The sequence below is a fragment of the Pseudoalteromonas luteoviolacea NCIMB 1944 genome, from assembly GCF_001625565.1.
Taxonomy (GTDB): domain Bacteria; phylum Pseudomonadota; class Gammaproteobacteria; order Enterobacterales; family Alteromonadaceae; genus Pseudoalteromonas; species Pseudoalteromonas luteoviolacea_F.
The window spans coordinates 216,226-242,525 of sequence record NZ_AUXS01000013.1; the positions used below are offsets into that span (position 1 = coordinate 216,226).

Below are 26,300 nucleotides of genomic sequence, written 5' to 3' on the forward strand. Positions count from 1 at the left end.
TGCGCTGATAAGTGCGAGTATATAGGAGTCACTTATGATATCACCGATTAATTTATTAACGAGAAGGTTATTGATTATATTAAGCTTTTTTTCAGGCCTGACCGCTACAGCTATGTCTGCTCCGGTTGCTACGGTAACTGCGCCAAAGGCTGCTGAGACGGAAAAAAAGCTACCATTATTAGAATTCCCCAGTTTGACGGTGCCCTATGTTAGCTTTTTACCAGAAAAGTTAAATGACGGTATTCGGGTTGGTAATTTTGATAGCGCCAATGGCGATAAAAACATGTTAAAAAGTTTGGCCGAGGAAATAAGCGCTCAAAAACTAGGTAAGTACGATAGCTTGTTGGTGATGAAAGGTGGTGAACTTATTTTTGAGTCTTATTATTTGAAGGGGAGAGTTGACCAGCCTCACCGCCAAGCGTCTGTTACTAAAGCAATACTGAGTCTAGCAATTGGTCGAGCTATTGCTCTGGGCCATCTAAAAATGGTAGATCTGCATAAACCTATTGTGTCATTTTTTAACGGTTTGAACTCTAACCAACTTACTTCAGGAGTTAATAGCATCACATTGCATCAAGCTTTAACGATGCAATCAGGGTTACGTGTAAGGGATGAGCTCTTGCCGGCGTCTAGTGTGCAATCGAGTCACAATCCATTGCAAATGTTATTGTCATCTACATCGCCAATTGACCCCACTAACCGTACTTTTCACTATCAAAGTGAGGACCCCGCGTTGGTAATGCAGGTACTCAATGCGGTGGTGCCCAATGGCGCTAACGCTTTTATCGAAAAGGAGTTATTTCATCGGTTAGGGATCTTCAATTACCGATGGCGTGAAGGTGACGATGGTTTACCGATAGGCGCATATGGCGCCCAGTTAACGTCAAGGGATATGGTTAAACTGGGGCTGCTAGTTAAGTCAGAGGGAAATTGGCAAGGGGTACAATTGATACCCAAAGCGTATTTGGCCAAGTCATCAAACAAAGTTGTGGCACTTAAAGATAGCGATATATTTTTTACAGGAAAATACGTTAAGAATCCTAGCTATGGTTATTTTTGGTGGCAAGCAGATATGTTAGTTGCCAATATGCGCTATTTTACTCGATCAGCTCAAGGAGGAGGTGGGCAGTATATTGTTGTGATAGATGACTTAGACTTGATAATAGTTACAACAGGTCATGAGCGAAACGAACAAACAATGAAGATCATTGCTACAAAAGTGTTACCTATTTTTATAGCAAATAAGTGATAGGTTTAAATAAATGAGTTTTTCTTTTTAGAAAACTCATTTTTTTTAATTCGAATACCCCTAACTAGCTAGATAGAAAAGGTTATATTTTATTCAGAAAAAGTTGTGGTTTTTATAAGGTTAGAATGTTTGTACTTTGTTTTTAAATTGGGTACTTTGGGGTTGTCAATTATAAAAAACAGGAATAAAAAAATGAATATCAAATTAAAAACAACAAAATTGAAATCGTTAACTAAAAACCATAACTCGCTTGGTAAAGATATGACACCTCATGTAGCCGGCGGTAGCAGTCGCCCAGGTGGTGGTACTTATGTCCCTACTGCTGAAATCTCATGTGTAGATTATGAGTGTCATACATCTCCAGGCCCAGGCAGACCATGTGATATTACAGGTACTATGGTAGATTATTAATCTAGTTCAGATATGAGCTCTTAATTGAGCTCTTTTCTAAGTTTCCGTATTGCCACCTCAATTTAAAGTCCTCACCGGTTAATAATTAACCCTCAGCGCCATTGTAGATGAAGTTGGTTTTCCATCCAAAGTAAAGCACTGTACTAGGTTGAGTTTTTATCAGGTTTAAAGTGCATTGACTATCTTCGTGGAGTGTTTGTTTTCTATTCTTTACGCTTCAATAAAAAAGGGGTGTTGGAAACACAGCTTAATAGTTAGCAATAGAAGCCGAACAATTTGAGTCTTAGTCAATGCTGAGTGAAGAAAATATTTAAGAATGAATTGTGTGTTGTATGTACAAAATAATGAGATTTATATTTTTTAAAGTCTTTTTTTGTTGTTTATGTAGTTGGTATCTATATAAGGAGTAATTTTTAGGGCGGAGATTAAAATTTCTTCCAAATCTTGATTTTTTTAAAGGTTTGTATGGTTTTTTATCGGAGCAGTATTATGATATTTATTTTTAATAAAAATATTTATTAATTGTCTGTTTTGGTGTTGTTTTTTGTGGTTTTATTTTCTTTTTTTGATATTTTTTAAAGGCGCTTAATCACAATGCAAAAGGAATAAAAATGAATATTAAACTGAAAAAAACAAAACTAAAGTCACTAACAAAAAATAGCGATTCAATCTCACAGGATATGACTCCACAGATCGCAGGTGGTATACAGCATAGCCATCATTGCGACTCTTTCGGCTGTAACACGGCAAAACGACCAGCAGGAAGATGTGTTATCACTGGTACAGATCCTGAAACTGGCAGCCAGTTCTGCTAATACCATTAAAGTATTACAATTGTAGGGAGTGTACTTAAAGTACGGCCCTACTTTTCTATATATATTCGTTGTTTTTACCTATCTATCTGTATTTTAATATTAAATTATTTTTTCCTTCCATTCTACGATGTTTTCATCAGTACTATCTTTGCAGCAATTCAAAATAAAGTAATTACTCAAACGTGGTGATGTTTATCACAAAACAAAACTTGCAAGGTGGTTGTTTTTTTACTAATCGTTAAAGAAGTCATGCAGTTTGGGCAATAAAAGGCCTATTGACAGTCATCCAATAATAAAAACCCTTCAAGACTAAAAATATAAGGGCTCGGAGACGTCACATGAATCTTGCTAAATTACAGCTGTTCAATTTTTTAAGCCTTATTCTGGTTAGCTTCAGTTCTGTAGCCAGTGATTACAATATGCGTCAGGGTGTGACTGATGTGAGTAATGAGGTGTATGAACTGCACATGACAATTTTTTTAATTTGTTGTGTGATAGGAGTGATTGTTTTTTCGGTGATGTTTTGGGCACTAATACATCACCGTAAATCCAAAGGAGCGCAACCAGCTCAGTTCCATGAAAGCACCAAAGTAGAAATAATTTGGACGGCGATTCCATTTGTCATACTGGTCGTGATGGCCATTCCCGCGACCAAAACATTGATAGCTATGGAGGATACCAGTAAATCTGATTTAACAATCAAAGTTACAGGCTCTCAGTGGAAGTGGCACTATGAATACATGGGGCATGACGTTGATTTTTTCTCAGTTCTTTCCACCCCCAAAGATCAAATTGATAACCTACAAGCAAAAGATGAACACTATTTACTCGAAGTTGATAAGCCCTTGGTGATCCCAACAGATCGCAAAGTAAGGTTTTTATTGACCTCAGATGATGTTATTCACTCTTGGTGGGTGCCTGATTTTGCGGTGAAAAAAGATGCCAACCCTGGTTTTATAAATGAAGCTTGGACCCGTGTAAATGAGCAGGGCATTTATCGCGGCCAGTGTGCGGAGTTGTGCGGAAAAGATCATGGTTTTATGCCCGTTGTAGTGGAAGCCCGTTCTCCAGAAGACTTCGATGTTTGGTTGGCGGATGCCAAGCAAGCAAAAGCCGATGCAATGCAAGCCGAAGCAGCGTCGGTTGGCGCAACCTTGTCTAAAGATGAGCTTATGGCTACTGGTGAAAAGGTTTATATGGCTTATTGCGCCGCATGTCATCAACCTACGGGGCTTGGCTTGCCCGGCGTGTTCCCTGCCATGAAAGGCAGTGCGGTGGTTAATGGCGAACTTAAGGCGCATATCGACATTTTAGTAAATGGCCGCCCTGGTACTGCGATGCAAGCGTTTGGCAAGCAGCTTACATTAACCGAGATTGCTGGAGTCATTACCTATAAGCGAAATAGTTGGGGTAACGATACCCAAGAGGTAGTTCAGCCTGGACAAATTCAGGCCTTCATTGATGGTACAAAGGAGAAAGAGTAATGTCGACTACCGCACAAGAACAAGCTGTACCGCATGAACATAACCACGGTGCTCCCTCTGGGCTGAAACGCTGGATTTTTACAACTAATCATAAAGATATCGGATCTTTGTATCTGCTGTTTTCACTGCTGATGTTTTTAACCGGCGGTGCGATGGCGATGGTCATTCGCGCAGAGTTATTTCAACCAGGAATGCAACTTGTAGACCCCCACTTTTTTAATCAAATGACCACTGTTCATGGTTTGATAATGGTGTTTGGTGCGGTTATGCCTGCATTTACTGGGTTAGCAAACTGGATGATCCCTATGATGATAGGCGCACCAGATATGGCCTTGCCCAGAATGAACAACTGGAGTTTTTGGATACTGCCATTTGCCTTTGCCATTTTACTTGCTTCACTTTTCATGGAAGGTGGCGGCCCGGCATTTGGATGGACGTTTTATGCTCCACTATCGACAACCTACAGTAACGACAACACTGCATTATTCGTTTTTGCTGTCCACATTATGGGGATTAGCTCCATTATGGGAGCTATCAATGTCATAGTCACCATTGTTAACTTACGTGCGCCAGGTATGACATGGATGAAACTCCCATTATTTGTATGGACCTGGTTGATAACTGCATTCTTACTTATTGCGGTGATGCCTGTGTTAGCTGGCGCTGTGACTATGGTATTGACCGACAAGTATTTTGGCACCAGCTTTTTTGATGCCGCTGGGGGTGGTGATCCGGTGATGTTTCAACATATTTTTTGGTTTTTTGGTCACCCAGAAGTGTACATCATGATCCTCCCTGCATTCGGTATCATTTCTACCATAGTACCAACATTTTCTCGTAAAAAGCTCTTTGGCTATGCCTCTATGGTTTATGCGACGTCCTCAATTGCCTTGCTCTCATTTGTGGTATGGGCGCACCATATGTTTACCACAGGTATGCCTTTGGCAGGAGAGTTATTTTTTATGTATGCAACCATGTTGATCTCCGTGCCTACTGGCGTAAAAGTGTTTAATTGGGTCGCGACTATGTGGCGAGGGGCGATAAGTTTTGAGATCCCCATGATGTTTGCTATTGCGTTTATTGTGTTATTCACGTTAGGTGGGTTTTCAGGTCTGATGTTAGCCATAACGCCTGCAGACTTTCAGTATCACGATACATATTTTGTTGTTGCGCATTTCCATTACGTATTGGTTACAGGTGCAGTGTTCTCGATAATGGCTGCTGCATACTATTGGTTGCCAAAGTGGACAGGCAACATGTATAGCGAAACACTGGCTCAGTGGCATTTTTGGTTATCTTTGGTGAGTGTCAATGTGCTCTTTTTCCCAATGCATTTTGTCGGTTTAGCAGGTATGCCGAGAAGGATCCCTGACTATGCGCTGCAATTTGCTGATTTTAACGCCATCATCAGTATCGGTGGCTTTGCATTTGGATTGTCTCAACTGCTGTTTGTTGCCGTCGTATTTAAGTGTATTGCTGGCGGTAAAGCTGTTGCTAACAAAGTGTGGGATGGTGCAGAAGGGCTAGAGTGGCAAGTGGCTTCGCCAGCGCCCTATCATACTTTTTCAACACCTCCTAAGGTGGACTAAATGCACACTGCCCTTTTACGAAAACTGATACTTGCGGTGCTAGGGATGTTTGCATTTGCGTTTGCATTAGTGCCGTTATATGACGTTTTTTGCGACATAACAGGATTGAATGGCAAAGTAGATTTGGTTGTTGCTCAACAAAGTGAAACGGTAGATGATTCTCGGCAGGTCGAAGTCAGCTTTACAACTCACGCAAAAAGTAGCGCGCCATTTAGTGTCAAAGCTCAGCAATATTCTGTGAGTGTGCAGCCCGGCAAGCTGTCTGAAGTGCAATTTGTAGCATATAACCTCAGCGATCGAGCGAGAGTGATGCAGGCAATACCGTCGGTTTCTCCTGGCCAAGCTGCCAAGTATCTTCATAAATTGGCATGTTTTTGTTTTGATCAGCAGCCACTGGCGGCGAATCAGTCAATGGAATTCACTTTGCGATTTTACGTAGATACTGAATTACCAGCGGACGTACAAGAGCTCACCCTATCTTACACGCTATATGATGTAACAGACACAACAGCGAGCAACTTAATTCAAGTGCCCGGTTTGAAGGTGGAACAGTATATTTCGACTAAGCATAGTATTATGCGAGGACCTCAAAATGGATAAAAGTTACCAAACTTATTATGTGCCAGAGCAAAGTCCATGGCCAATTATAGGTGCCGTTGCCATGTTTTTAATTGCAGTGGGAGCGGGGCTTACAGTGATGCAATTAGAGAAGGAAAGTAGCTCTGGCGCTTGGGTTTTATTCTCTGGGATTGTGGCTTTGATTGCCATGATAGTCGGTTGGTTTAGGCATGTTATTGATGAGTCCATGAGTGGTTTATATTCGGCGCAAATGGATAGGTCGTTCCGCCAAGGTATGGGGTGGTTTATCTTCTCCGAAGTAATGTTCTTTGCTGCATTTTTTGGCGCTTTGTTTTACGTCAGAATGTTCGCGGTACCTTGGTTGGGAGGGAGTAGTAATAATTTGATGACCAACGAAGTATTGTGGCCTCAATTTGAAGCTGTTTGGCCGCTATTAGTAACGCCAAATGGAGATGTAACACAAGCTATGCCGTGGCACGGGTTGCCGTTGACCAATACTATTATTCTTCTTACCTCATCTGTCACATTGCATTTCGCACACACAGCAATAGAGCGCGATGAACGTCAAAAACTAAAGGCCTTTCTCGGATTAACGATACTACTCGGTTTCGTATTTTTAGGTTTTCAAGTTGAAGAATATGTGCATGCGTATATGGAGCTGGGGTTAAAATTAGACTCAGGGATTTACGGAAACACATTCTTTATGTTAACCGGGTTTCACGGCATGCATGTAACGTTAGGGGCGCTCATGTTGCTTGTTGTTTGGCTCAGGGTGATGAAAGGACATCTAGATTCTAATCAACATTTTGCGTTTCAGGCTGCGGCTTGGTACTGGCACTTTGTTGATGTTGTGTGGTTGTGTCTATTCGTGTTTGTGTATGTGTTGTAGCCATAGGTTGAGGGTTAAAATTGATAAAGCCGATTTGACTAAAAAGTGTGATGCATAAAATTACGATCAGAGAATACAACACTCGCTTACCAAGTAATTGAGACATGTTTTTAGATTTATCAGCGCCTTGAAGCATAACAATTAACGCATGAAAAAGATGAAAAAGAACAACTAAAAGTAATGCTGTAATAATCCATTTTATGAGCATGAAGGAGTCTGCCATCAGTGTATTTAATAAAAAGACTAGTACAGTTCTGGTGATTTTGGCAGTGATTGTAGTGATGTCAGTGTGCTTTAGATTGTCATATTGGCAATGGCAAAGAGCCACAAATAAGCAAGCGCTCTTAGAACAGCTAACAGAGCAGTCTCAAGACCAGAAGACCCTGTTCAGTCAAGACCCCGATTCACTGCAAGGTGTTAAGGCGGTTTTGACGGGAAAGCTAGACCAAAAACACTGGTGGCTACTTGATAATCAAATTGTGGACGGCCAAGTTGGTTATGACCTAATTGCAATATTTGACGCAGATGACAGTGCCGAACGCTTTGTCATTAACCTAGGGTTTGTACCAGCAGGAAAGAACCGGTCTCACCTTCCGGAAATTAGGTTTCCTAGTGGTCAGCTTAAGATCAATGCACAGTTTAAGATTGGCAAATGGTCGGGTTTTACGCTGGCCGAATATCCAAACCAAAGCGCACATCACAGCAACGTTTTACAGTACTTGGAGCACACATTTTTTAGTCGAGAACTAGAGGCTAAGATTTCACCACTGCTACTGATCGCAGATCAGACCGTTATTGAAGGTATTACTCCTCATTACGAGGCGGTTGTGATGAGTCCAGAGAAACACCGAGCTTATGCTCTGCAATGGTTACTGATCGGATTATCTGCGGGAGTCATAGCGCTTTTTGCGTCAAAAAGAGAATCGGGGAAGCTAAAATATGAATAAAACACTGTGGTTATTTATTGGATGTTTTCTGTTGCCTGTAATCTTGGCTATAACAGTACTTAAACTCGATTTGAGGCCCTCTTCAACAACCAATAACGGTAATTTTCTCCAGCATGAAGTTTGGTTGCCTGTTCAGCAGGACGACAAGCTATGGACCATTGTTTTAAATCTGCCAAGTGGTTGTGTATCAGCTTGCGAAATCCAGAAAAGCAATGCGCAAAATCTACACGTCGCGCTTGGAAAGAATCGCAGCAAGGTGTCTATTGTCATGGTAGGGGCGGGGGAACTTGCCATTGAACAAAGCGTGCAAGAGAAGCTCACTCCGGCGTCATTTTATCTTGTAAATAAGCAGGGCCTTGTTGTGCTGGAGTATCTGTACAAACCCGATCCAGAAGCGAACAGATTAGTCCTGAAAGGGCTATTAAAGGACATGAAAAAACTCTTAAATTACGCTCGTTCACAGTAAGGAGGCGCTATGTCTAATGTACTTCAACGTACTATTACATTTGCTTGTATGCTGGCGATTTGTGTGGTTGTGCTAGGCGCATACACTCGCTTGAGTAATGCTGGGCTAGGGTGCCCTGACTGGCCGGGCTGTTATGGGTTTTTAACTGTGCCCAATGAGATGCACGAAATTACAGCAGCCCAATTAAAATACCCTAGCAGCACAATTGAACCGCGCAAAGCCTGGATAGAGATGATACATAGATACTTTGCGGGCTGCCTTGCTTTGGTTGTGTTGCTGTTATTCTTTGTGATTGTTCGCTCCAAACAAAAGCATGCGCCTAAGATATTGGCTGGTGCATTGTTAATGATGATAGCTATTCAAGCGCTGCTTGGTATGTGGACCGTGACAATGAACTTACAACCGTTCGTGGTTATGGGGCATTTACTCGGTGGTTTTACAGTGTTGTCTTTGTTGACGCTATTATATTTAAGATGGTCACCGCCGCTCGTTGAGTATGAAGATCATGCTGCGCTGTGTTTTAAAGCTGGCATAGTATGTACGTGTATTTTGGTGTTGCAAATTGCACTGGGTGGATGGTTGGCGGCAAATTATGCAGCTCCTCATTGTACTGGCCTACCACTATGTTCAAATAGTGAATTGTTCTCTTGGCAAAGCTTATTGAGACTGCCAGAAAAATCAAGCACCTATGAATATGGAGTGCTGCCTTTTGAAACGCGGTTGTCGATACATTTGATGCATCGGATTTGGGCAAGTGTTACGTTACTGTCAATCGTTGCGATGGCTGTGTTGGTTCACATAAAAATAGCTCAGCCGATAATTCGTAAAGGAGCGAATCAAGTATTGGCTTTAGTTTTGCTTCAAGTGTTCATTGGTGGTGTGATTGTTTATTTTAAGTTTCCTATCCTTTTAACTCTATTTCATAACTTTATGGCTGCTTTGTTGCTTTTAGCTTTGGTTAGAACGTGCTTTTTACTCTCACGAGCTAGGCAGGTGTGGATATGAATATAGGATTGAGCAAGTATACCTATGTTTTTGACAGCGTATCGCGTGCCGGGCTCGCTTACTTGAACATTTGTAAGCCAAAAGTTGTGCTAATGCTTGTATTGACTGCGTGGGTTGGAATTGTATTGGCACCAGATACACAGCGAAGTAGCTGGTTTCAAGCGGGGAGCTTGATTGGTATCGGTTTAGTATCCGCTGCAGCGGCTGCCATCAATCATATTTTGGATCGTGCTCGAGATAAAAAGATGGCACGCACTCGGCATCGTCCTTTAGTTCAAAATCAATTAAGTGTACAGCAAGCCTACATTTTTGCGTTTATGATTGGTGTATTTGGTGTATGCATGTTGCTTTTGTTTAGTAATTGGCTGTGCGCCCTGTTAACGGTTATGGCGCTGTTTGGGTATGCCGTCGTGTATACCGTTTTTCTGAAGCATTCGACTCCACAAAATATCGTGATTGGTGGCTTAGCGGGAGCGATGCCGCCATTGCTGGGGTGGGTGAGTGAAACCCAAGTACTAAGTGCTGAACCTTGGTTATTAGTGATGATTATTTTTACTTGGACTCCCCCTCACTTTTGGGCTTTGGCGATAGCACGAAAAAACGACTACAAACGTGCAAACGTGCCTATGCTGCCTGTGACCCACGGTACTAAATTTTCCAAACTCTGTATGTGTGTATATGCGGTACTACTTGCTTTGGTATGTATTTTACCTTATTTAATTAGTATGTCTGGTGTATTTTACTTGGTTGCAGCGTGTATTTTAAATATACGATTTTTACAAAAAGTGATGATTTTATATTTTGAATCAAATTCAGAGTCTGCAATGCAAGTTTTTCATTTTTCCATTAGTTATTTGTTGCTACTCTTTGGTTCACTATTTATTGATAAGCTCGTGACCTAATGCGCTTAATATTACTGCTTCTTATATCGACTCTATTATTGTCATGTAAACAGCCTGAGAATGTTTCAGAGTTTACTGTGCGCTACCCTGTGCCTAAGCAATTAAAGCCGTTTGAATTAGTTGATCAAAATAATAATATAGTGACAAATGAGGCATTACTTGGAAAATGGAACTTACTGTTTCTTGGTTATACAAGCTGTCCAGATGTCTGCCCGATGACGCTTGCAAAGTTGACACAAATAAACAGCAAGATCAGCACTGTACAGCAGACTCAAATCTGGTTTGTTTCTGTTGACCCGCAACGAGATAGCCCACAAAAAAGAAAGGATTATATAGGGTATTTTGATGAGCAGTTTTTAGCAGTAACCAATAAACATAAGCAGCTTTTTCCTTTTGTCAGAGATATAGGTTTAATTTATGCCATTAATGATGGGACAGATAAGGATTACTATGTCGACCATAGTGCTTCAATCGCACTTATTAATCCTTTAGGGGAACTAAGCGCTATCTTTAAGCCGGAGTTCTTAAAAGGCCAGGTTCCAACCGTTAATACGCAACATATCGTTGAAGATTTTAAAATTATCTCTCAATCCTACTAATAACCCCATCGAGTGTTGTACCTGCATCTAAGTTAATAATATTTTTATTTCTTTTGCTCAGAATTTTGGCAATTTCATCATCAACGTCTAATCTAATCTTATCTACAATTTTTACAGGGAATGTGCCAAGCGCATGATTAAACTTCCTTCTGAGTTAGCCATCAATAAAGTTGAAGAACTGTATCAGATGTTTGTTCAAGAACTAGAAACAGGGCAACCAATCTGTATCGATATCAATGATGTTTGTAAAGTTGACACCGCTTCAATTCAAATGTTGTGTGCATTGCAAAAACGCTTAATGAATTTTGATCAGCAGATAACTTGGCATGGTGATAGCCCTATTCTGTTTGAGTCTGTAGAACAACTTGGTTTAACCGAAATTTTATCCTTTAGCAGTAAGATTTAAGAGGTCAATATGAAAAAGATTTTAGCTGTGGATGATTCTGCTTCAATGCGACAAATGGTTGGGTTCACTCTTAAAAAAGCAGGGTTTGACGTCACAGAAGCAAAGGACGGTAGCGAGGCATTAAGCTTGGCAAAACAGCAGGGTTTTGACGCTGTAATTTCTGATGTAAACATGCCCGTTATGGATGGGATAACCCTGATTAGGGAGCTGCGTAGCTTACCTAACTATAAATTTACGCCGCTTTTGATGCTGACCACAGAATCAGGGCTTGATAAAAAAAGCGAAGGCAAGGCCGCAGGTGCAACGGGTTGGATTGTAAAGCCTTTTAACCCGGATCAATTGTTAGCTGTATTGAAGAAAGTCATCCGCTAGTACCAACGAGGTATAGGCATGAGCATAGATTTAAGCCAGTTTTTTGATGTGTTCTTTGAAGAAAGTTTTGAAGGTCTGGATGCGATGGAGGCTGAGCTTCTAAATCTAGAACCTGGAACTGAAGATTCAGAGACCATTAACACGATATTTAGAGCTGCCCACTCGATTAAAGGCGGCAGTGGTACATTTGGTTTTGTGTCTGTTTCAGACTTTACTCATGTACTGGAAACACTCCTAGACCAAATCCGTGACGGACAGCGGGTCCTCACCGCTGAGCATGTGAACTTACTTTTAAAGTCTGTCGATTGTGTAAGAGGATTGCTCAGCGCATTACAAGCGGAAGAAGAGCCAGATCTGAGTGAATCAAATGAGCTCAAGGCTCGCTTTGAAGCGATACTGGGTGATGAATCACCAGAGGTTGTTGAAGCTGAACAGAGCGAAACAGTCAGTGAGGCATTGCAAAGTACAACTTACCAAATTGATTTCAAGCCTGAATCTCATCTATTTAAAACTGGGAATGAACCGCTTTATATGTTTTCTGAGCTTGCCGAATTGGGCGAGTTAGAAGTCAATGTGTTTCACGATGGTCTTCCTGAGTTTTTAGAGTTTGATCCAGAAGATTGTTTTTTACACTGGCGCTTTTTCCTGACGACAACGAGAGAAGAGCAAGCAATCTCTGAAATCTTCGAGTGGGTCGAAGATGATGCAGAAATAAAAATTGAGGCGTGCGGAGGGTTGTTTGAAGATGAAAGTCCTTCTGAGCAACAGCCATCAGCGTCATCGACATCTTCTGATGCAGGTAACTTAGAGACTGTTCAGCAAGCACCTGCACAAAGTGAAAGTGCGACTAACAATGAACAAAACAAGCAGGCAGAAGAGAGTCTCGCTGCAGTGCAGAAAAAAGTTGAGTCGGTGAAAAGCAATAAAGCTGAAAGTAGAAAGTCCACAGATTCTGCCGCCACTTCTATTCGTGTAGGTATAGATAAAGTAGATTCTTTGATCAATATGGTTGGTGAGCTGGTGATAACGCAAGCGATGCTAAGCCAAATTGGTGATCAGGATATCACTGAATCTAGTATTGCTGCGCTTCAGGAAGGGCTCACTCAATTAGCGCACAATACCCGTGATTTGCAAGAAAATGTAATGCGGATCAGGATGCTGCCAATTAGCTTTGTATTTAGTCGCTTTCCTAGATTAGTAAGAGATACGTCTCAAAAATTAAAGAAACAAGTTGAGCTTAAACTGGTCGGTGAACAAACTGAGCTCGACAAAACCGTGATGGAAAAACTCTCCGATCCTATGGTTCACCTAGTGAGAAACTCATTAGATCACGGTTTAGAGACTCCGGAAGATCGCATCGCCAATGGTAAAAATCCTGTGGGCACAGTGACACTAAATGCTTTTCACCAAGGCGGTAATATCGTTATTGAAATTATGGATGATGGTAAAGGGCTGGATACAGAAAAAATTCGCAGTAAGGCAATTGCGAATGGATTAATTAATGAGTCGGACGAGCTAAGTTCTGAAGAAATCAATGAGCTTATATTTATGCCAGGTTTTTCAACGGCAGACAGCGTAAGTGATATTTCTGGCCGAGGAGTTGGAATGGATGTTGTGCGACGCAATATTCAAGCGCTCAATGGTTCGGTAGAGGTCACGTCAAAACAAGGGGTTGGCTCGACTTTTACAATAAGGCTGCCACTTACACTCGCTATCCTCGACGGTCAATTGGTACAAGTTGCAACGCATACTTATATCATTCCACTTATTTCGATAGTTGAATCGCTTCAAATTGACATTACGAAAGTCAGCAAGGTTGGCAAAGGCTTAGAAGTTCTGCGCTTGCGTGATGAATATATTCCAATATTGAGACTGTACGACATTTTTAGCCATCAGGGCGCGCGTGAAGAGCTGGACAAAACACTCTTGGTCGTGGTTGAGAGCGACAATTATAAAATAGGCCTATTGGTTGATGATTTACTTGCGCAACAGCAAGTGGTGATTAAAAGTTTAGAGGCGAACTATCAGAAAGTTGACGGCATTTCTGGAGCGACGATATTGGGTGATGGGACAGTATCTCTGATCATTGATATCAGTGGACTCATCAAATTGAGTGGCTTACGCCGGCCTGGTTCAACTGAATTATTAGTTGACTTGAAAGGTGAGGAGGCTGAACCAGCATGATTGACCAAGTTGAAGTAAATCAGCAGCTTATGTTTGACGGGGAATCTGATGAAAAGCAGTTTTTAACTTTCATGATGCACGATGAAGAGTACGGAATGGACATTTTAGCCGTGCAAGAAATTCGTGGGTGGGAGCCTGTCACCACCATTCCAAACTCTCCTAATTTTGTCAGAGGCGCGATGAATTTACGCGGCACAATAGTACCAATTATCGACTTGCGGATGCGCTTTGGCATTAATGCAATTGAGTATGGACCGTTGACTGTAGTGATTGTGGTCTCTGTAAAAATTAAGGAACAGCAGAAAATTATGGGGCTAGTTGTGGACGCGGTATCAGATGTTTATAGCATTGCAGAGGAAAAGGCCAAAGATGTGCCTGATTTCCAAGATTCAGATAATGCATATTTTGTTCACGGACTAGTGAATGTAGGTCAAAAAATGGTTGTGCTTTTAAATCTAGAAAAAGTTTTAGATTTGAGTGATAAAAGTGGTCTCAAAGGCTAATTGGGGGTCGAAATGAGCGAACAGAGTATCCAAAGCAGTATTAATAACAAGATCTTAGTAACTGGGGTGATTCTGGTTATTAGTGTCATTGTTGGTGCTCAGCTAGGGCAAGCTGAATCAGAGCAAATACGAATGATGTCATTTTTAGTTCCGCTTCTGGGTATTGCGGCTGCTTTAGTATTTTTAAAAAATGGTTTAACTCCCATAACAGGCCAGTTAGTGGCTGTGTATGCCGCAATGCCATTGCTTAAAGTAGGTAATCGAGCACAGTTTGAGCAGTTGGATCTGTCAGGTTTTCCCCAACTGCATAGGGTGTTGTCGAACGTAGATGAAGATGTGAGAGAAGAGGATCATGAAGACGATCATACAGAAAGTTTGTTGTTGGCTTTGAAAGGTTGTCAGGCAAACATTATGGTCGCAGACAGCGATCTAAATATTGTCTATATGAATGACTCAGTAACCGTCATGCTGAGACAAAATGAACATCAACTTAGAAAAGAGTTACCTAACTTTAACGTTGCAACCACGATCGGCACAAACATAGACATGTTTCATGCCAACCCCAGTCATCAAAGAAACTTGTTAGCGAGTTTGAGAGATGTGTACAAAACACAAATCACGGTTGCCGGGCTGACATTTGATCTAATCGCGACACCTGTGTTTGATAAAAACAATGAACGTATTGCCACGTTAGTTGAGTGGAAGGATTTGACAGAACAGCTAGCCATTGAACAAAAACAAAAGGACGAAGCTGCGAAAAATGCACGGATATCTAGTGCTTTAAATGTGTGCCAAGCGAATGTCATGTTGGCGGATGATGACTGCAATATTGTATATGGCAATGAGTCAGTCATGAGTATGTTGAGAAAAAACCAAGCGCAATTACAAACGGCATTGCCACGCTTTAATGTAGATACATTGATGGGGCAAAACATTGACATATTTCATGCCAATCCGAGTCATCAAAGGAACTTATTGAGTAATCTGACGGACACCTACAAGACGGATATCGAAGTTGCTGGTTTTACATTTGGTTTAATTGCGACACCTGTACAAGACGAAAATGGCAACCGTCTGGGCACGGTTGTTGAGTGGGAAGACAAAACCGAGCGGTTGGTACAAGAGCGCGAAGCGCAAAAAGCGGCAAACGAAAATCTACGTGTACGTCGCGCTTTGGACAACGTTGCAACCAATACCATGATTGCGGATGGCCATTTCAATATTGTTTATATGAACGAGTCAGTGACATCCATGATGAAAAATGCTGAACGCGATATTCGACAAGACCTCCCCAACTTTGATAGCAATAAACTGATGGGGGCAAATATTGACGTCTTCCATAAGAACCCTGCGCATCAGCGCAATATGGTCAGTAACTTAACTGACACCTATAAAACTGAGATCCAAGTAGGTGGGCGCACATTTGGATTAGTCGCTAACCCTATTTTGGCATCAGATGGTGAGCGTATCGGCACTGTGGTTGAATGGGAAGACCGCACTGATGAAGTTGCGATTGAATCGGAAGTTAATGAGTTAGTCGAATCAGCTCGTGAAGGTAATTTGGCCGTGCGCCTCAATGAAAATGATAAGCAAGGGTTCTACCTTCGTTTAGCTAAAGGGCTAAACGGTTTGGTTTCTCTAGTAGATGATGCGGTATCGGATACCGTAAACATGTTAGATGCACTGGCTAACGGGGACTTAACTCAAAGGATCAATGCAGACTATAAAGGCGCGTTTGACAAACTTAAGCAAGATGCGAATACCACAGCGGATAAATTAACAGAAGTGTTGAATCGAATCAGTTCTTCTGCTGCGATGGTGGCCAGTGGCGCTGAAGAAATTTCCCAAGGTAATGCGGACTTAAGTCAGCGAACAGAAGAGCAAGCATCATCGCTAGAAGAAACTGCGTCGAGTATGGAAGAAATGACCAGTACGGTAAGACAAAATGCGGACAACGCAAAAGTTGCCAATGAGCTTGCAGCAGAAACAAGTGAAAAAGCGGTGACAGGGGGCGAAGTGGTTAACAGAGCCGTCTCTAGTATGTCAGAGATCAATGAATCTAGTAAAAAGATCGCCGATATCATCAGCGTCATTGACGAAATTGCGTTTCAAACTAATCTACTTGCATTAAACGCCGCGGTGGAGGCGGCAAGAGCAGGCGAGCAAGGGCGAGGCTTTGCTGTTGTAGCTGGTGAAGTTAGGAATCTAGCGCAGCGTTCAGCAGGTGCTGCGAAGGAAATTAAAGACTTGATTAGAGACAGTGTTGGTAAAGTTGAAGATGGCACCTTATTAGTGAATGAATCAGGTGCAACGTTAAAAGAAATTGTTGCGGCAGTAAAACGTGTGACAGAAATGATTTCTGATATTGCTGAAGCATCCGAGGAGCAAAGCTCTGGTATTGAGCAGGTCAATAAGGCTGTTGCCCAAATGGATGAGATGACACAGCAAAATGCGGCGTTGGTGGAACAGGCTTCTGCAGCTGGGGAATCAATGGCTGAGCAAGCAAATGATATGAGAAGGCTATTAAACTTCTTTAATGTTGGCGACTCAAATACCGATGGCCTGCCAGCATCTGTCAGCAGTTTGCCAACCAAGCGGTTGAATACGCCTCAGCAGCCAGTGAGTAATGCCGGAAGCATGCAATTGAATAATAGTACGCCTGCGAAAGTCACTTCTAATCTTTCACAAAAATCTACTGAGCCTGCAAACCGCTTTGCAGATGACTCTGAAGAGTGGGAAGAGTTTTAACCGCAAGTTTGAAAGAGGGCCTCTGATCTGAGGCCCCCCTTCTGAGAAAAAAATAGCACTGGCTAACTTTTTGGTTATTAATTGAACTATTTAAGCGTTGCGAGCGTATGAAAGAGTTTCAGTTTACAGACACTGATTTTCAGAAAGTCTCTGAAAAGGTATATAGCGCATGTGGCATCGTGCTCGGGCCACATAAGCGAGAAATGGTGTATTCGCGCCTTGCTAGGCGGATCAGAGCAAACGGGCTGAAAAACTTTGAGGACTATTTAACGTTTTTAGACAACAGCAGTGATCAAGAATTTAGCCACTTTATTAATGCAATTACGACGAATTTAACCTCGTTTTTTAGAGAGTCGCACCATTTCGAATATTTAAAAAGCGACGTAATTCCACGTATTAAACAGGACAATAAAATGTCCAAGAGAGCACGCTTTTGGTCTGCGGGATGTTCAACAGGCGAGGAGCCATACAGTATTGCGATGACGGTGAAAGATGAGTTTCCTAGTGACTGGGACGTGAAGGTGTTAGCCACTGATTTGGACTCCAATGTACTTTCAAAAGCGGCGGAAGGCATCTATAGCAGCCAGTCAGTGACTGGCTTAGATGAAAACCACTTAAGAAAGTGGTTTTTGAAAAGCAGTGACGGCAGTCAATACCGTGTTAAAGAGCAGTTGAAGAGCCTCATTTATTTTAAGCGATTGAACTTGCTCGAACCTTGGCCAATGAAAGGCCCGTTTGATTTGATATTTTGTCGAAATGTATTGATTTATTTCGACAAAGAAACAAAAGACAGTCTATTTGATGGATACCATCGCATGTTAGAGCCGTCACATGGACACTTATTTATAGGTCACTCAGAAACAATGAGTAAAGAGCGCAGAGACTTTAAAAATTTGGGCAAAACTATGTATAAGAGGGTGGATGTAACATGAGCCACTTTAGGCCTGTGATAAATGGCTTTGAGCATGTAAAACGGTTTTGGGATGCGGGGCGGAGTAAGGTTGTTGCCAAGGTCTTACCGGGAGAATTTTACGTATCGAAAAATGACGAATTGATCTCGACGGTATTAGGATCGTGTATTGCCGCTTGTGTATATGACGAAAAGTTAGGGATCGGTGGCATGAATCACTTTATGTTGCCGGGTGCTCAAAATATGACGAATGTGACTAATGTTCATTCAGATGACTTTAATTGCCGCTATGGAAATTGGGCGATGGAGTTTTTGATAAACGAAGTGCTAAAAAATGGTGCCAGTCGCAACAACCTCAAAGTAAAGCTGTTTGGTGGTGGAAAAATAATTAGTGCGATGACGGATATTGGTGTTGGCAACATCCGTTTTGCCAGAGCTTACGTAGAGGAAGAGCATTTAGAGTTAGTGTCACATGATGTGGGAGGGCCGTGGCCCAGAAAGGTGGTATTTCATCCTCAGTCGGGTTCTGCAAAGGTAAAAAAACTGCGGCAGGTACACAATGACACGATTGAAAAACGTGAGGTTAAATACTTACATGATATCGAGGCGCAAGATGCACAAACCGATATCGAGTTATTTTAGAGTAATTAGCAATGATAAAGGTTTTGATAGTAGACGACTCACCTTTGCTTAGGGCTGTTTTGAAAGCGGTATTGGAGCAAGCTGGAGATATTGAAGTTGTGGGGGCGGCCAAAGACCCCTATGAAGCAAGAGATATGATTAAGGCGCTACAGCCTGATGTGCTTACTCTCGATATTGAGATGCCAAAAATGAACGGGTTAAGCTTTTTAAAGAACCTAATGAGGTTGCGCCCAATGCCCGTAGTCATGTTATCTACGTTGACCCAAAAAGGGTCGCCAGAGACCCTTGAAGCGTTAGAGGCGGGGGCTGTAGACTTTATTGCCAAACCTATGTCTAATGTTGCGGAGCAATTAGAAGCATATGCTGATGTACTTTACCAAAAAATTCGCACGGCAAGTCGAGCGAGGGTAAGAGCGTTTAAACCTGACAAGCAGCAAAACACAGCGCAAGCTATGCCCAGTGATACACGTTTTCAAAGCTTGAGTGTTTTGGCAATTGGCGCCTCTACTGGCGGCACCGAAGCGCTGAGAGAGGTATTAACTAAGCTACCGCCTAATAGCCCTCCTGTTGTGATTACTCAACATATTCCTCCTGTTTTTAGTTCTTCATTTGCGCAACGTATGGATAGATGCTGCACTGTGAATGTTAAAGAGGCAGAGGAGGGTGACGAGCTTGGTGCTGGTAAGGTATTCATTGCTCCGGGAGATAAACACTTACTGGTGGTACAAAAAGGGTCTAAATTGGTTTGCCAGCTGAGTGATAGCGATAAGGTCAATCGCCATAAGCCTGCTGTAGATGTGTTATTTGACTCCTTGTTACCAGTCGCGACTTATGTTCATGCAGCGTTATTGACTGGCATGGGTTCTGACGGGGCGCAGGGATTACTGAGATTAAAAGAGGCAGGAGCAAACACATTTGCTCAAGACGAAGCCTCATGCGTTGTGTGGGGAATGCCTCGCGCAGCGGTTGAACTCAATGCCGCAAATAAAGTGGTGTCTTTAGATGCAATGGCTAAGGCGCTACTACACTCCGCGAGTCGTTAAACCATTAATTAGTCTATCTGTATCACCCAAGGCTGGGAAAACCAGTGAAAGCGGCCTTTGTGTGTTTTTGAAGGCGCAGTGCAGTTGTATCTAGAACGACCTTTCGGTAGGCGCTCTGGACTCGTCACAGTCACTTGGCTTTCTGAGCGCCAGGTCAATTCTGCGCGACCAACTCCTGATACGAAACACGCCAATTGATGTTTGCTAAAGTCCTTACTTTTGAATGTTATCGTAACTGAAGGGCGACGCTCTTTGGTGACTGAGTTGTTATAGGCCAATTGGTCAATCTCGAAAGGGAGAGAGTCAATTTTAACTTTCAGTGTTTTTAAATTACTATAAATGCCAGAGGCTGGAAATCGAGGAATTCGCGTAAAGTCAGTTGTTGGACCAACTGCACCAGAATGCTGGCCAATACCTATTAAGCCAAGTTTTTGCACAAGTGATTGTAGTGCTGAGTCAAACTCACCATAGGGGTATGCAATGTAGGGGTAATTATGCCCTATTTCAGCATTGATGCGCTGTTGTGACCAAGTTAAATCATGACTTATGCGTTTGGCCCACTGCTGCTCAGATTCGCCGGATTGGCGTATATGCAAATAGTCGTGTTGGGCACTGTGATTTGCTATCAATGCGCCGCGTTTTGACAGAGCTCTTAATTCATCCCATGTCATGACATAACTTTTGCCTTCGTCAATCAGTTTAGGGTTGACGAAAATCGTGTAGGGAAAGTTAAATTTTTCAAGGAGCGGGGCAGCCGCTTCGATATTGTTGTCATATCCGTCGTCAAAAGTAATTGCCACGGCATTTAGTGGGAGGTGCTTTCCCTGTTTAAGATGATTGAGGAATTCATCTAGTGCAATGACGTTATAGTTGCCCTTTTTTAAATGCTCTAAATGAGATTTAAAGGTATCTTCACTGACGCTGGTGACAGGCGGCAGTTTCTCACTGACATGATGATATTGTAAGATAGTCGCACTGTGCGCTTGCACACTTGCTAAACCAACAAATAGAACTAAATTATGAAGCTTTTTCATTACCTGCGTACACCTTATCATATTCCACTACTTACTCTCGCAGCGCCGATGATTTTATCAAATATTTCGGTACCACTGCTAGGGTTAGTTGATACTGCTGTGATAGGCCATTTAAGTCATGCTCACTATTTAGCGGGCATCGCGCTTGGCTCGGGCAGTATTGCGTTGTTATTTTGGCTTGCCAGCTTTTTGCGTATGAGTACAACTGGGGAAATAGCACAAGCTTATGGCGAGAAAAATCAAGCTCGTTCATACCAATCTTTGTTGGCAAGTATGACCATTGCCCTGCTATTTGCTATGTCGCTCATTGGGTTATCGCCATTTTTACTGGAGGTGATAGAGCGGCTAGCCAACCCCAGCAGCGATGTTATGGAACAAGCCTCGCTCTACTTTTCAATCCGTATATACAGTGCGCCTGCGGCAATGATGAATTTGGTCTTGCTGGGCTTTATGTTGGGATTACAGTATGGCAAGGGGCCTTTCTATATTGTGTTGTTTACTAACCTAGTCAACATCGTTTTGGATTTACTGTTTGTCATTGGTTTTGAATGGGGAGTAGCTGGTGCTGCGTGGGCGTCTGTTATCGCCGACTATAGTGCATTGGCGTTGGCTGTGTGGCTAACCAGCTCACTACTGAAAAAGAAGGGGTGGATATTTTTGTGGTTAAGACCGAGCCGCCAACACCTTATTCATTTATTGACCTTGAATAAAGATATCTTTATTCGCTCACTGGTATTGCAATTGTGTTTTAGCTTCATGACATTTTATGGTGCACGGTTAGGGGATAATACGCTTGCTGCAAACGCCGTGTTGCTCAACTTTTTAATGCTGGTGAGCTTTGCAATGGATGGCATTGCATATGCGGTTGAAGCAAAAGTCGGGCAGGCAAAAGGTGAAAAAGATACCGAAAAATTAAAATCATGGGTTGCTGTGAGCGTACTGTGGGGCGGTGTTTTTGCAATACTTTATTGTTTTGTGTTTGCTGTTTTTGGGCCGACTATCATTGGTATGTTAACCAGTATTCCAAGTGTTGTGGAAACGGCATTGGTTTACTTACCTTGGCTTATAGTATTGCCTTTAATCGCGATGAACTGCTTTCTTTTCGATGGTGTGTTTGTTGGATTAACAAGGGCAAGAGAAATGCGTAACAGTATGATATTTTCTGCATTGTTTGGTTTTTTCCTGCCCGTTTATTTGCTGCTGGACCATGGCAATCACGCACTGTGGTTAGCGATGACATGTTTTATGGCTCTGCGTGGAATTACTTTGATTTACCGTTATCGAAAGCTTGACGTGCAGAACGCCTTGCTGAAATAACTTGCGAAAAGCGGTTTGCAAAGATCCCTAAATAGCCATACCCCGCGATCCCTAATGCTGGAAATAACACGGCGAGTCCAGCATAGCGCCAATTTGGGTCATGGTAATAGCTCAGTGCGAACAACCCCATTGCGAGCACAAATATACCAATGCCAGTAAAAAAGAATCGTAGGCTGCGCTTGGGGTCGGACCCCAAGCGATAGATAAACTGCGTAAACATACTGAATCGGTTAGTAGTATGAGTGGTCGCCACGTGCGTGCTCTGTTATATCGCGCACGCCTGTGATTTCGTCAAATTTTGCAACCATTTCTTTCTCAATGCCTTCTTTTAGAGTGACATCGATCATTGAGCAACCGTTACAGCCGCCACCAAATTGCAATACGGCGATGCCTTCGGCTGTGATCTCTACTAGGCTCACCTGACCGCCGTGATTGGCAAGCTGTGGGTTAACATCAGTGACTAACATATGCTCCACACGCTCTGCCAAGCTCGCGTCATCTTTGAGCTTTTTCGCTTTTGCATTGGGCGCTTTTAATGTGAGTTGACTACCCATTTTGTCGGTAACAAAATCGATTTCTGCTTCTTCAAGAAAAGGCGCACTTTCTTCATCGACGATGGCATCAAATCCGTTAAAGTTAAAGCGCATATCGCTTTGCTCAACAGCATCTGCAGGACAGTAAGAAACACCACATTCAGCTTGTGCAGTTCCTGGGTTTACAACAAATACGCGGATACTCGTGCCATCAGCTTGGTCGCTGAGCAGTTTGGCAAAATGTGTTTGGGCTGATTCTGAAATTGTGATCATAATCTGGCTATACTTGACTAATTTACTCGGTTACTCCCTATGATACTCCCCTCGTCCGGTTGTAGCTAGTGTTGGACGTAAAAATTTGCGGTAAATTGGGTCAACTTGTTAGCTTATAAGTGAGCGATTTAAGATGGAATTAGTATGAGAATATTTTTGTTACTGCTGGCTTTCTTTGTATTTGCAAGCCATGCGAAGCCGATCACCTATTATTTTTCCCCCGATATAAAATTTGACCAAAATATTACTAAACCCAGCGAAGTTTTGGGTTATGAAGTGGGTGAGTGGCATGTACGTCATGACCAGTTAGTTCACTACCTCACTTTACTCGCTAAGCAAAGCCCAAGGATTAGCTTATCGACCATTGGCTACAGTCATGAGCAGCGACCTTTATTACAGCTTGCAATCACTAACCCTACGCAACTAGAGAAGTTAGAGTCGTTGCGCGAAGCACATCTGACCAGTTTAAAAGAGGGCGAAACATCACCAAGTGCTCCTAATGTAATATGGATGGGATATAGCGTACATGGTAATGAGCCGTCAGGCAGCAATGCAGCGATGCTGGTGGCCTACTATTTAGCCGCAGCGCAGGGAGAGGAGGTTGAACATATATTGAAAAATAATATCATTTTGCTTGATCCTGCGATGAACCCAGATGGATTAGCACGCTTTGCTCACTGGGCTAACAGTCACAAAGGACAGACATTGTCGTCGGACCCGGCTCATCGAGAGCATGTAGAATCTTGGCCATCGGCGCGTACGAATCACTATTGGTTCGACTTAAATCGAGATTGGCTATTATTACAACATCCTGAATCCATTGCGCGAGTTGCACAGTTTCATCGTTGGAAGCCAACAGTGCTCACTGATTTTCATGAGATGGGAACAAATAGCAGCTACTTTTTTCAACCAGGGATCCCATCTAGAACGCATCCAATTACGCCAAAAAAGAATCAAACTCTGACTCACGCCCTGGCAAAATATCATGCTCAAACATTAGATAAAGAGCGGCAACTATATTTTACTCAAGAAAGTTTTGATGACTTTTACATAGGCAAAGGTTCAACCTATCCAGATGTAAATGGAACGATTGGGATTTTATTTGAACAAGCGAGCAGTAGAGGCCACGTTCAAGAGTCTATAAACGGTGAGTTATATTTTCATCGCACTATTAAGAATCAATTGCTCACGTCATTGTCCACATTCACTGGTGCTACAGAACACAAAGAAGCTTTAATGGCGTATCAAAGAAGTTTTTTTGCTGAAGCCGAGCACTTAGCTAGCAAAGAAAAGTTCAAGGGGTATATTGTTGCAAAAGGAAAAGATACATATCGTTTTAAGCAATTCGCAGCTTTACTTAAAAGCCATCAAATCAATGCTTACCCTATAACAAAAGCGATCACTATAGCTGACCATGAATATCAAGTTGGTGATTTATTTGTTCCTTTGCAACAACAGCAATATCGCTTTATCAAAGCTGCTTTTTCTACGCAGACAGAATTTGAAGACAACACCTTTTACGACGTATCGGGCTGGACATTACCTTATGCGTTTGATTTGAACTTTTCTGCTGTTACTAGCAGTTGGGGGCTAAAGTATAGCGAGTCACCTTGGGAGCCAACACAGTCTAGTTTTTCTGCAGAGCAAGTATCTAATGCCTATGCTTATGCCTTTGAATGGCATCATTATTTAGCACCAAAGCTACTCAACTTATTGTTGAAAGAGGGATTTGAAGTTAGGGGGGCACTAAAGCCTTTTACCGCGCAAACACAGCATGGACAGCAGCCTTTTTCCGCTGGCAGCATTGTGATCCCAGCAGGACTTCAAACACTACCCAATTGGCAGGTTAAGTTAGCTGATATCGCAAATAATACAGAGATAAAGCTCTTCACAATTGACACAGGATTAACAGCGAATGGAATAGACTTAGGTTCAAGGTTAATGACCCCAATTGAGAAACCCAAAGTTTTGTTGGTTGGTGGCGAAGGTACGAGTCAATATGAAGTTGGAGAGCTGTGGTATCACTTAGACAGACATGTAAATCTAGCCCCAACAATTGTCGAACAGCACCGTTTAGGAAAAATAGACCTCTCTCGATATACACATATTATCTTGGCAGACGGCCGTTACGATCAGCTTACTAAACAGGCCAAGGCTGCAATATACTCATGGGTAAAAAGTGGCGGCATAATTTGGGGTCAAAAACGCGGCGCCAAGTGGCTAATTGAGCAGCAATTACTCAGCGTTGAAACAGTTTCAACAAAAGAAATGAAAGCATTGTTTAAGGCAGAGAATTTACCTTATTCTGAGCGTGACGCACTGGCAGCAAAACAACGCATTGCTGGCGCGATTTTTCAAGCTGATGTAGATGTGACCCACCCATTGGCTTTTGGCTTTGAAGATAGCACACTGCCGCTTTTTAAAAATAGTACTTGGGTTATGAAACATAACAGTAAGCCCTTTAGTAATGTGCTGAAATATAGTAACGCTCCTTTGTTATCGGGATATGCGCATGAAAAGAATGTTGCACAAATAGCTAATAGCAATGCATTGGTTGCCAGGAAATATGGAAAAGGGCTGGTGATCGCAATGACCGACAACCCGGTATTTCGCGGCTATTGGTACGGCACAAGTCGACTACTAAACAACGCACTATTTTTTGCAAGCAGTGTGGAATAGACTTTCATAATTCCGTAATGCAGGTAGCGCAAGCCCAGACGGATTGTGCGCCTGCTGACTTGCATAGCGCGGCTATGGCATTGACTGTGGCACCGCTGGTGATCACGTCATCAATGATTAAGATCCGTTTGTGCTCTAACGTCTGTTTTAGATAAAACGCCTGCTTGGCGTTATTTTGTCGCGCTTGCTTAGACAGCGAAACATGCGATGGTCTACTACGTTTGCCAATGGTATTGAGGATATTCGCATTGTGCTGTTTTAGCATTGGTGCCCACATTTGATAAACTTGATTGTAGCCACGATAGATCAGCCGACTACTGGGCAATGGTACGAGTATAACTCCGTCAGCACAGATAAGATTTTGCAATTTGAGCCTGTGCCACTGCGCGTCGATAACCTGCCTGAGTACCATAGTTGCTTGGCGACTGTGTTGATATTTAACTTGTTTTACCCAAGTTGCAAGCTGTCCATGGTACCAACCACAGGCGCTCAAACCATCACAATTTGGTAAATTAAACATACGGTTTATATCGGGGCGCAACAGCAAGTTTTGATCCGTATGGTCAAACAAAGGGAGTGATTGATGACAGCTAGTGCATAAGCCGGGGCTTTCTATATAGCATTGGCAAGTTGCGCATTTGGCTGGAAAAAAGCTTTTTGTTAAAGCTTGTAGTAGCGACATTGCTTTCATTCCTTGAAACGATATCATAGCGGTAATTTT

General features: G+C 42.4%; 27 protein-coding genes. 22 read left to right on the forward strand and 5 right to left on the reverse strand.

The annotated features are described in order from the left end of the window. The first annotated feature begins 34 nt into the window (after nt 1-34). The 7 genes from N483_RS02805 (at nt 35) to N483_RS02835 (ending at nt 7,016) form a co-directional block, all read left to right on the forward strand. Nucleotides 35-1,249, forward strand: coding sequence for a serine hydrolase domain-containing protein (locus N483_RS02805; RefSeq protein ID WP_023400695.1), 1,215 nt, complete (start codon nt 35-37; stop codon nt 1,247-1,249). A 261-nt stretch (nt 1,250-1,510) separates the two neighbouring features. Beyond that, nucleotides 1,511-1,660 (forward strand): hypothetical protein, encoded by a 150-nt coding sequence (locus N483_RS02810; RefSeq protein WP_155250790.1) that lies wholly within the window; start codon nt 1,511-1,513, stop codon nt 1,658-1,660. A 611-nt stretch (nt 1,661-2,271) separates the two neighbouring features. Further along, complete coding sequence (locus tag N483_RS02815) at nt 2,272-2,475, forward strand: hypothetical protein (RefSeq protein ID WP_023400693.1); 204 nt, start codon at nt 2,272-2,274, stop codon at nt 2,473-2,475. A 338-nt stretch (nt 2,476-2,813) separates the two neighbouring features. Next, nucleotides 2,814-3,959 (forward strand): cytochrome c oxidase subunit II, encoded by a 1,146-nt coding sequence (gene coxB, locus N483_RS02820; protein ID WP_023400692.1) that lies wholly within the window; start codon nt 2,814-2,816, stop codon nt 3,957-3,959. Then, nucleotides 3,959-5,548, forward strand: coding sequence for a cytochrome c oxidase subunit I (gene ctaD / locus N483_RS02825; protein WP_023400691.1), 1,590 nt, complete (start codon nt 3,959-3,961; stop codon nt 5,546-5,548). Before coxB ends, ctaD begins: the two co-directional genes overlap by 1 nt. Further along, nucleotides 5,549-6,148: a cytochrome c oxidase assembly protein gene (locus N483_RS02830; protein ID WP_023400690.1), complete on the forward strand. Its 600-nt coding sequence runs from the start codon at nt 5,549-5,551 to the stop codon at nt 6,146-6,148. It begins immediately after the preceding gene. Beyond that, the gene (locus tag N483_RS02835) at nt 6,141-7,016 is read left to right on the forward strand and encodes a cytochrome c oxidase subunit 3 (protein WP_023400689.1); all 876 of its coding nucleotides are present in this window, start codon (nt 6,141-6,143) and stop codon (nt 7,014-7,016) included. Before N483_RS02830 ends, N483_RS02835 begins: the two co-directional genes overlap by 8 nt. Here the strand turns inward: N483_RS02835 and N483_RS26525 are convergent. Further along, nucleotides 6,922-7,239: a DUF2909 family protein gene (locus tag N483_RS26525; protein ID WP_331245856.1), complete on the reverse strand. Its 318-nt coding sequence runs from the start codon at nt 7,237-7,239 to the stop codon at nt 6,922-6,924. The two genes, N483_RS02835 and N483_RS26525, sit on opposite strands and share 95 nt — an antisense overlap. Between N483_RS26525 and N483_RS02840 the strand changes: the two genes are divergently transcribed. From N483_RS02840 to N483_RS02900, 13 genes are all read left to right on the forward strand, one after another. Beyond that, entirely contained in the window at nt 7,223-7,963 is a 741-nt protein-coding gene (locus tag N483_RS02840) for an SURF1 family protein (protein ID WP_036976842.1), read from the forward strand. The two genes, N483_RS26525 and N483_RS02840, sit on opposite strands and share 17 nt — an antisense overlap. After that, nucleotides 7,956-8,429, forward strand: a complete 474-nt coding sequence (locus N483_RS02845; protein WP_023400687.1) for a hypothetical protein — start codon at nt 7,956-7,958, stop codon at nt 8,427-8,429. The genes N483_RS02840 and N483_RS02845 overlap by 8 nt, the downstream gene beginning before the upstream one ends. Before the next feature lie 9 nt (nt 8,430-8,438). Continuing rightward, nucleotides 8,439-9,434, forward strand: coding sequence for a COX15/CtaA family protein (locus N483_RS02850; protein ID WP_023400686.1), 996 nt, complete (start codon nt 8,439-8,441; stop codon nt 9,432-9,434). Further along, nucleotides 9,431-10,336, forward strand: a complete 906-nt coding sequence (gene cyoE, locus N483_RS02855; RefSeq protein ID WP_023400685.1) for a heme o synthase — start codon at nt 9,431-9,433, stop codon at nt 10,334-10,336. The genes N483_RS02850 and cyoE overlap by 4 nt, the downstream gene beginning before the upstream one ends. Further along, nucleotides 10,336-10,935: an SCO family protein gene (locus N483_RS02860; RefSeq protein ID WP_023400684.1), complete on the forward strand. Its 600-nt coding sequence runs from the start codon at nt 10,336-10,338 to the stop codon at nt 10,933-10,935. Before cyoE ends, N483_RS02860 begins: the two co-directional genes overlap by 1 nt. 133 nt (nt 10,936-11,068) lie before the next feature. Next, on the forward strand, nt 11,069-11,341 hold the full coding sequence (locus tag N483_RS02865; protein WP_023400683.1) for an STAS domain-containing protein: 273 nt from the start codon (nt 11,069-11,071) through the stop codon (nt 11,339-11,341). A 9-nt stretch (nt 11,342-11,350) separates the two neighbouring features. Continuing rightward, the gene (locus tag N483_RS02870) at nt 11,351-11,713 is read left to right on the forward strand and encodes a response regulator (RefSeq protein WP_023400682.1); all 363 of its coding nucleotides are present in this window, start codon (nt 11,351-11,353) and stop codon (nt 11,711-11,713) included. An 18-nt stretch (nt 11,714-11,731) separates the two neighbouring features. After that, nucleotides 11,732-13,897: a chemotaxis protein CheA gene (locus N483_RS02875; RefSeq protein ID WP_023400681.1), complete on the forward strand. Its 2,166-nt coding sequence runs from the start codon at nt 11,732-11,734 to the stop codon at nt 13,895-13,897. After that, the gene (locus N483_RS02880) at nt 13,894-14,400 is read left to right on the forward strand and encodes a chemotaxis protein CheW (RefSeq protein ID WP_023400680.1); all 507 of its coding nucleotides are present in this window, start codon (nt 13,894-13,896) and stop codon (nt 14,398-14,400) included. Before N483_RS02875 ends, N483_RS02880 begins: the two co-directional genes overlap by 4 nt. Nucleotides 14,401-14,412: 12 nt before the next feature. Continuing rightward, complete coding sequence (locus N483_RS02885; protein ID WP_023400679.1) at nt 14,413-17,148, forward strand: methyl-accepting chemotaxis protein; 2,736 nt, start codon at nt 14,413-14,415, stop codon at nt 17,146-17,148. A 107-nt stretch (nt 17,149-17,255) separates the two neighbouring features. Beyond that, the gene (locus tag N483_RS02890; RefSeq protein WP_023400678.1) at nt 17,256-18,080 is read left to right on the forward strand and encodes a CheR family methyltransferase; all 825 of its coding nucleotides are present in this window, start codon (nt 17,256-17,258) and stop codon (nt 18,078-18,080) included. Then, nucleotides 18,077-18,700: a chemoreceptor glutamine deamidase CheD gene (gene cheD / locus N483_RS02895; RefSeq protein ID WP_023400677.1), complete on the forward strand. Its 624-nt coding sequence runs from the start codon at nt 18,077-18,079 to the stop codon at nt 18,698-18,700. The genes N483_RS02890 and cheD overlap by 4 nt, the downstream gene beginning before the upstream one ends. Before the next feature lie 11 nt (nt 18,701-18,711). Further along, nucleotides 18,712-19,743 carry a protein-glutamate methylesterase/protein-glutamine glutaminase gene (locus tag N483_RS02900; protein ID WP_023400676.1) on the forward strand — a complete coding sequence of 344 codons (1,032 nt, stop codon included), beginning with the start codon at nt 18,712-18,714 and terminating at the stop codon, nt 19,741-19,743. An 8-nt stretch (nt 19,744-19,751) separates the two neighbouring features. On the opposite strand, the gene N483_RS02905 is transcribed toward N483_RS02900, so the two are convergent. After that, nucleotides 19,752-20,777, reverse strand: coding sequence for a polysaccharide deacetylase family protein (locus tag N483_RS02905; protein WP_023400675.1), 1,026 nt, complete (start codon nt 20,775-20,777; stop codon nt 19,752-19,754). Here N483_RS02905 and dinF point away from each other — a divergent pair. Next, entirely contained in the window at nt 20,763-22,094 is a 1,332-nt protein-coding gene (gene dinF / locus N483_RS02910; protein ID WP_080672641.1) for an MATE family efflux transporter DinF, read from the forward strand. The genes N483_RS02905 and dinF overlap by 15 nt on opposite strands. Here dinF and N483_RS26530 read toward each other — a convergent pair. Both N483_RS26530 and nfuA read right to left on the reverse strand, forming a co-directional pair. Further along, the gene (locus N483_RS26530) at nt 22,039-22,314 is read right to left on the reverse strand and encodes a hypothetical protein (RefSeq protein ID WP_036976815.1); all 276 of its coding nucleotides are present in this window, start codon (nt 22,312-22,314) and stop codon (nt 22,039-22,041) included. The genes dinF and N483_RS26530 overlap by 56 nt on opposite strands. 10 nt (nt 22,315-22,324) lie before the next feature. Beyond that, complete coding sequence (gene nfuA / locus N483_RS02915) at nt 22,325-22,900, reverse strand: Fe-S biogenesis protein NfuA (RefSeq protein WP_023400672.1); 576 nt, start codon at nt 22,898-22,900, stop codon at nt 22,325-22,327. Between the two features lie 144 nt (nt 22,901-23,044). Between nfuA and N483_RS02920 the strand changes: the two genes are divergently transcribed. Further along, on the forward strand, nt 23,045-25,579 hold the full coding sequence (locus tag N483_RS02920; protein ID WP_023400671.1) for a M14 metallopeptidase family protein: 2,535 nt from the start codon (nt 23,045-23,047) through the stop codon (nt 25,577-25,579). Nucleotides 25,580-25,583: 4 nt separating this feature from the next. Here N483_RS02920 and N483_RS02925 read toward each other — a convergent pair whose 3' ends face one another. Next, entirely contained in the window at nt 25,584-26,261 is a 678-nt protein-coding gene (locus N483_RS02925; protein ID WP_023400670.1) for a ComF family protein, read from the reverse strand. Nucleotides 26,262-26,300: the final 39 nt, after the last annotated feature.

Coding starts and splice junctions, on each gene's coding strand:
- N483_RS02925 (WP_023400670.1), bottom strand. CDS start 26,261: ATGTCGCTACTACAAGCTTTAACAAAAAGCTTTTTTCCAGCCAAATGC.
- N483_RS02860 (WP_023400684.1), top strand. CDS start 10,336: ATGCGCTTAATATTACTGCTTCTTATATCGACTCTATTATTGTCATGT.
- N483_RS02830 (WP_023400690.1), top strand. CDS start 5,549: ATGCACACTGCCCTTTTACGAAAACTGATACTTGCGGTGCTAGGGATG.
- dinF (WP_080672641.1), top strand. CDS start 20,763: ATGAAGCTTTTTCATTACCTGCGTACACCTTATCATATTCCACTACTT.
- N483_RS02890 (WP_023400678.1), top strand. CDS start 17,256: ATGAAAGAGTTTCAGTTTACAGACACTGATTTTCAGAAAGTCTCTGAA.
- N483_RS02920 (WP_023400671.1), top strand. CDS start 23,045: ATGAGAATATTTTTGTTACTGCTGGCTTTCTTTGTATTTGCAAGCCAT.
- N483_RS02885 (WP_023400679.1), top strand. CDS start 14,413: ATGAGCGAACAGAGTATCCAAAGCAGTATTAATAACAAGATCTTAGTA.
- N483_RS02840 (WP_036976842.1), top strand. CDS start 7,223: ATGAAGGAGTCTGCCATCAGTGTATTTAATAAAAAGACTAGTACAGTT.
- N483_RS26530 (WP_036976815.1), bottom strand. CDS start 22,314: ATGTTTACGCAGTTTATCTATCGCTTGGGGTCCGACCCCAAGCGCAGC.
- N483_RS02850 (WP_023400686.1), top strand. CDS start 8,439: ATGTCTAATGTACTTCAACGTACTATTACATTTGCTTGTATGCTGGCG.
- cyoE (WP_023400685.1), top strand. CDS start 9,431: ATGAATATAGGATTGAGCAAGTATACCTATGTTTTTGACAGCGTATCG.
- N483_RS02835 (WP_023400689.1), top strand. CDS start 6,141: ATGGATAAAAGTTACCAAACTTATTATGTGCCAGAGCAAAGTCCATGG.
- cheD (WP_023400677.1), top strand. CDS start 18,077: ATGAGCCACTTTAGGCCTGTGATAAATGGCTTTGAGCATGTAAAACGG.
- N483_RS02810 (WP_155250790.1), top strand. CDS start 1,511: ATGACACCTCATGTAGCCGGCGGTAGCAGTCGCCCAGGTGGTGGTACT.
- ctaD (WP_023400691.1), top strand. CDS start 3,959: ATGTCGACTACCGCACAAGAACAAGCTGTACCGCATGAACATAACCAC.
- N483_RS02805 (WP_023400695.1), top strand. CDS start 35: ATGATATCACCGATTAATTTATTAACGAGAAGGTTATTGATTATATTA.
- N483_RS02905 (WP_023400675.1), bottom strand. CDS start 20,777: ATGAAAAAGCTTCATAATTTAGTTCTATTTGTTGGTTTAGCAAGTGTG.
- N483_RS02900 (WP_023400676.1), top strand. CDS start 18,712: ATGATAAAGGTTTTGATAGTAGACGACTCACCTTTGCTTAGGGCTGTT.
- N483_RS02865 (WP_023400683.1), top strand. CDS start 11,069: ATGATTAAACTTCCTTCTGAGTTAGCCATCAATAAAGTTGAAGAACTG.
- N483_RS02880 (WP_023400680.1), top strand. CDS start 13,894: ATGATTGACCAAGTTGAAGTAAATCAGCAGCTTATGTTTGACGGGGAA.
- coxB (WP_023400692.1), top strand. CDS start 2,814: ATGAATCTTGCTAAATTACAGCTGTTCAATTTTTTAAGCCTTATTCTG.
- N483_RS26525 (WP_331245856.1), bottom strand. CDS start 7,239: ATGGCAGACTCCTTCATGCTCATAAAATGGATTATTACAGCATTACTT.
- N483_RS02870 (WP_023400682.1), top strand. CDS start 11,351: ATGAAAAAGATTTTAGCTGTGGATGATTCTGCTTCAATGCGACAAATG.
- nfuA (WP_023400672.1), bottom strand. CDS start 22,900: ATGATCACAATTTCAGAATCAGCCCAAACACATTTTGCCAAACTGCTC.
- N483_RS02875 (WP_023400681.1), top strand. CDS start 11,732: ATGAGCATAGATTTAAGCCAGTTTTTTGATGTGTTCTTTGAAGAAAGT.
- N483_RS02845 (WP_023400687.1), top strand. CDS start 7,956: ATGAATAAAACACTGTGGTTATTTATTGGATGTTTTCTGTTGCCTGTA.
- N483_RS02815 (WP_023400693.1), top strand. CDS start 2,272: ATGAATATTAAACTGAAAAAAACAAAACTAAAGTCACTAACAAAAAAT.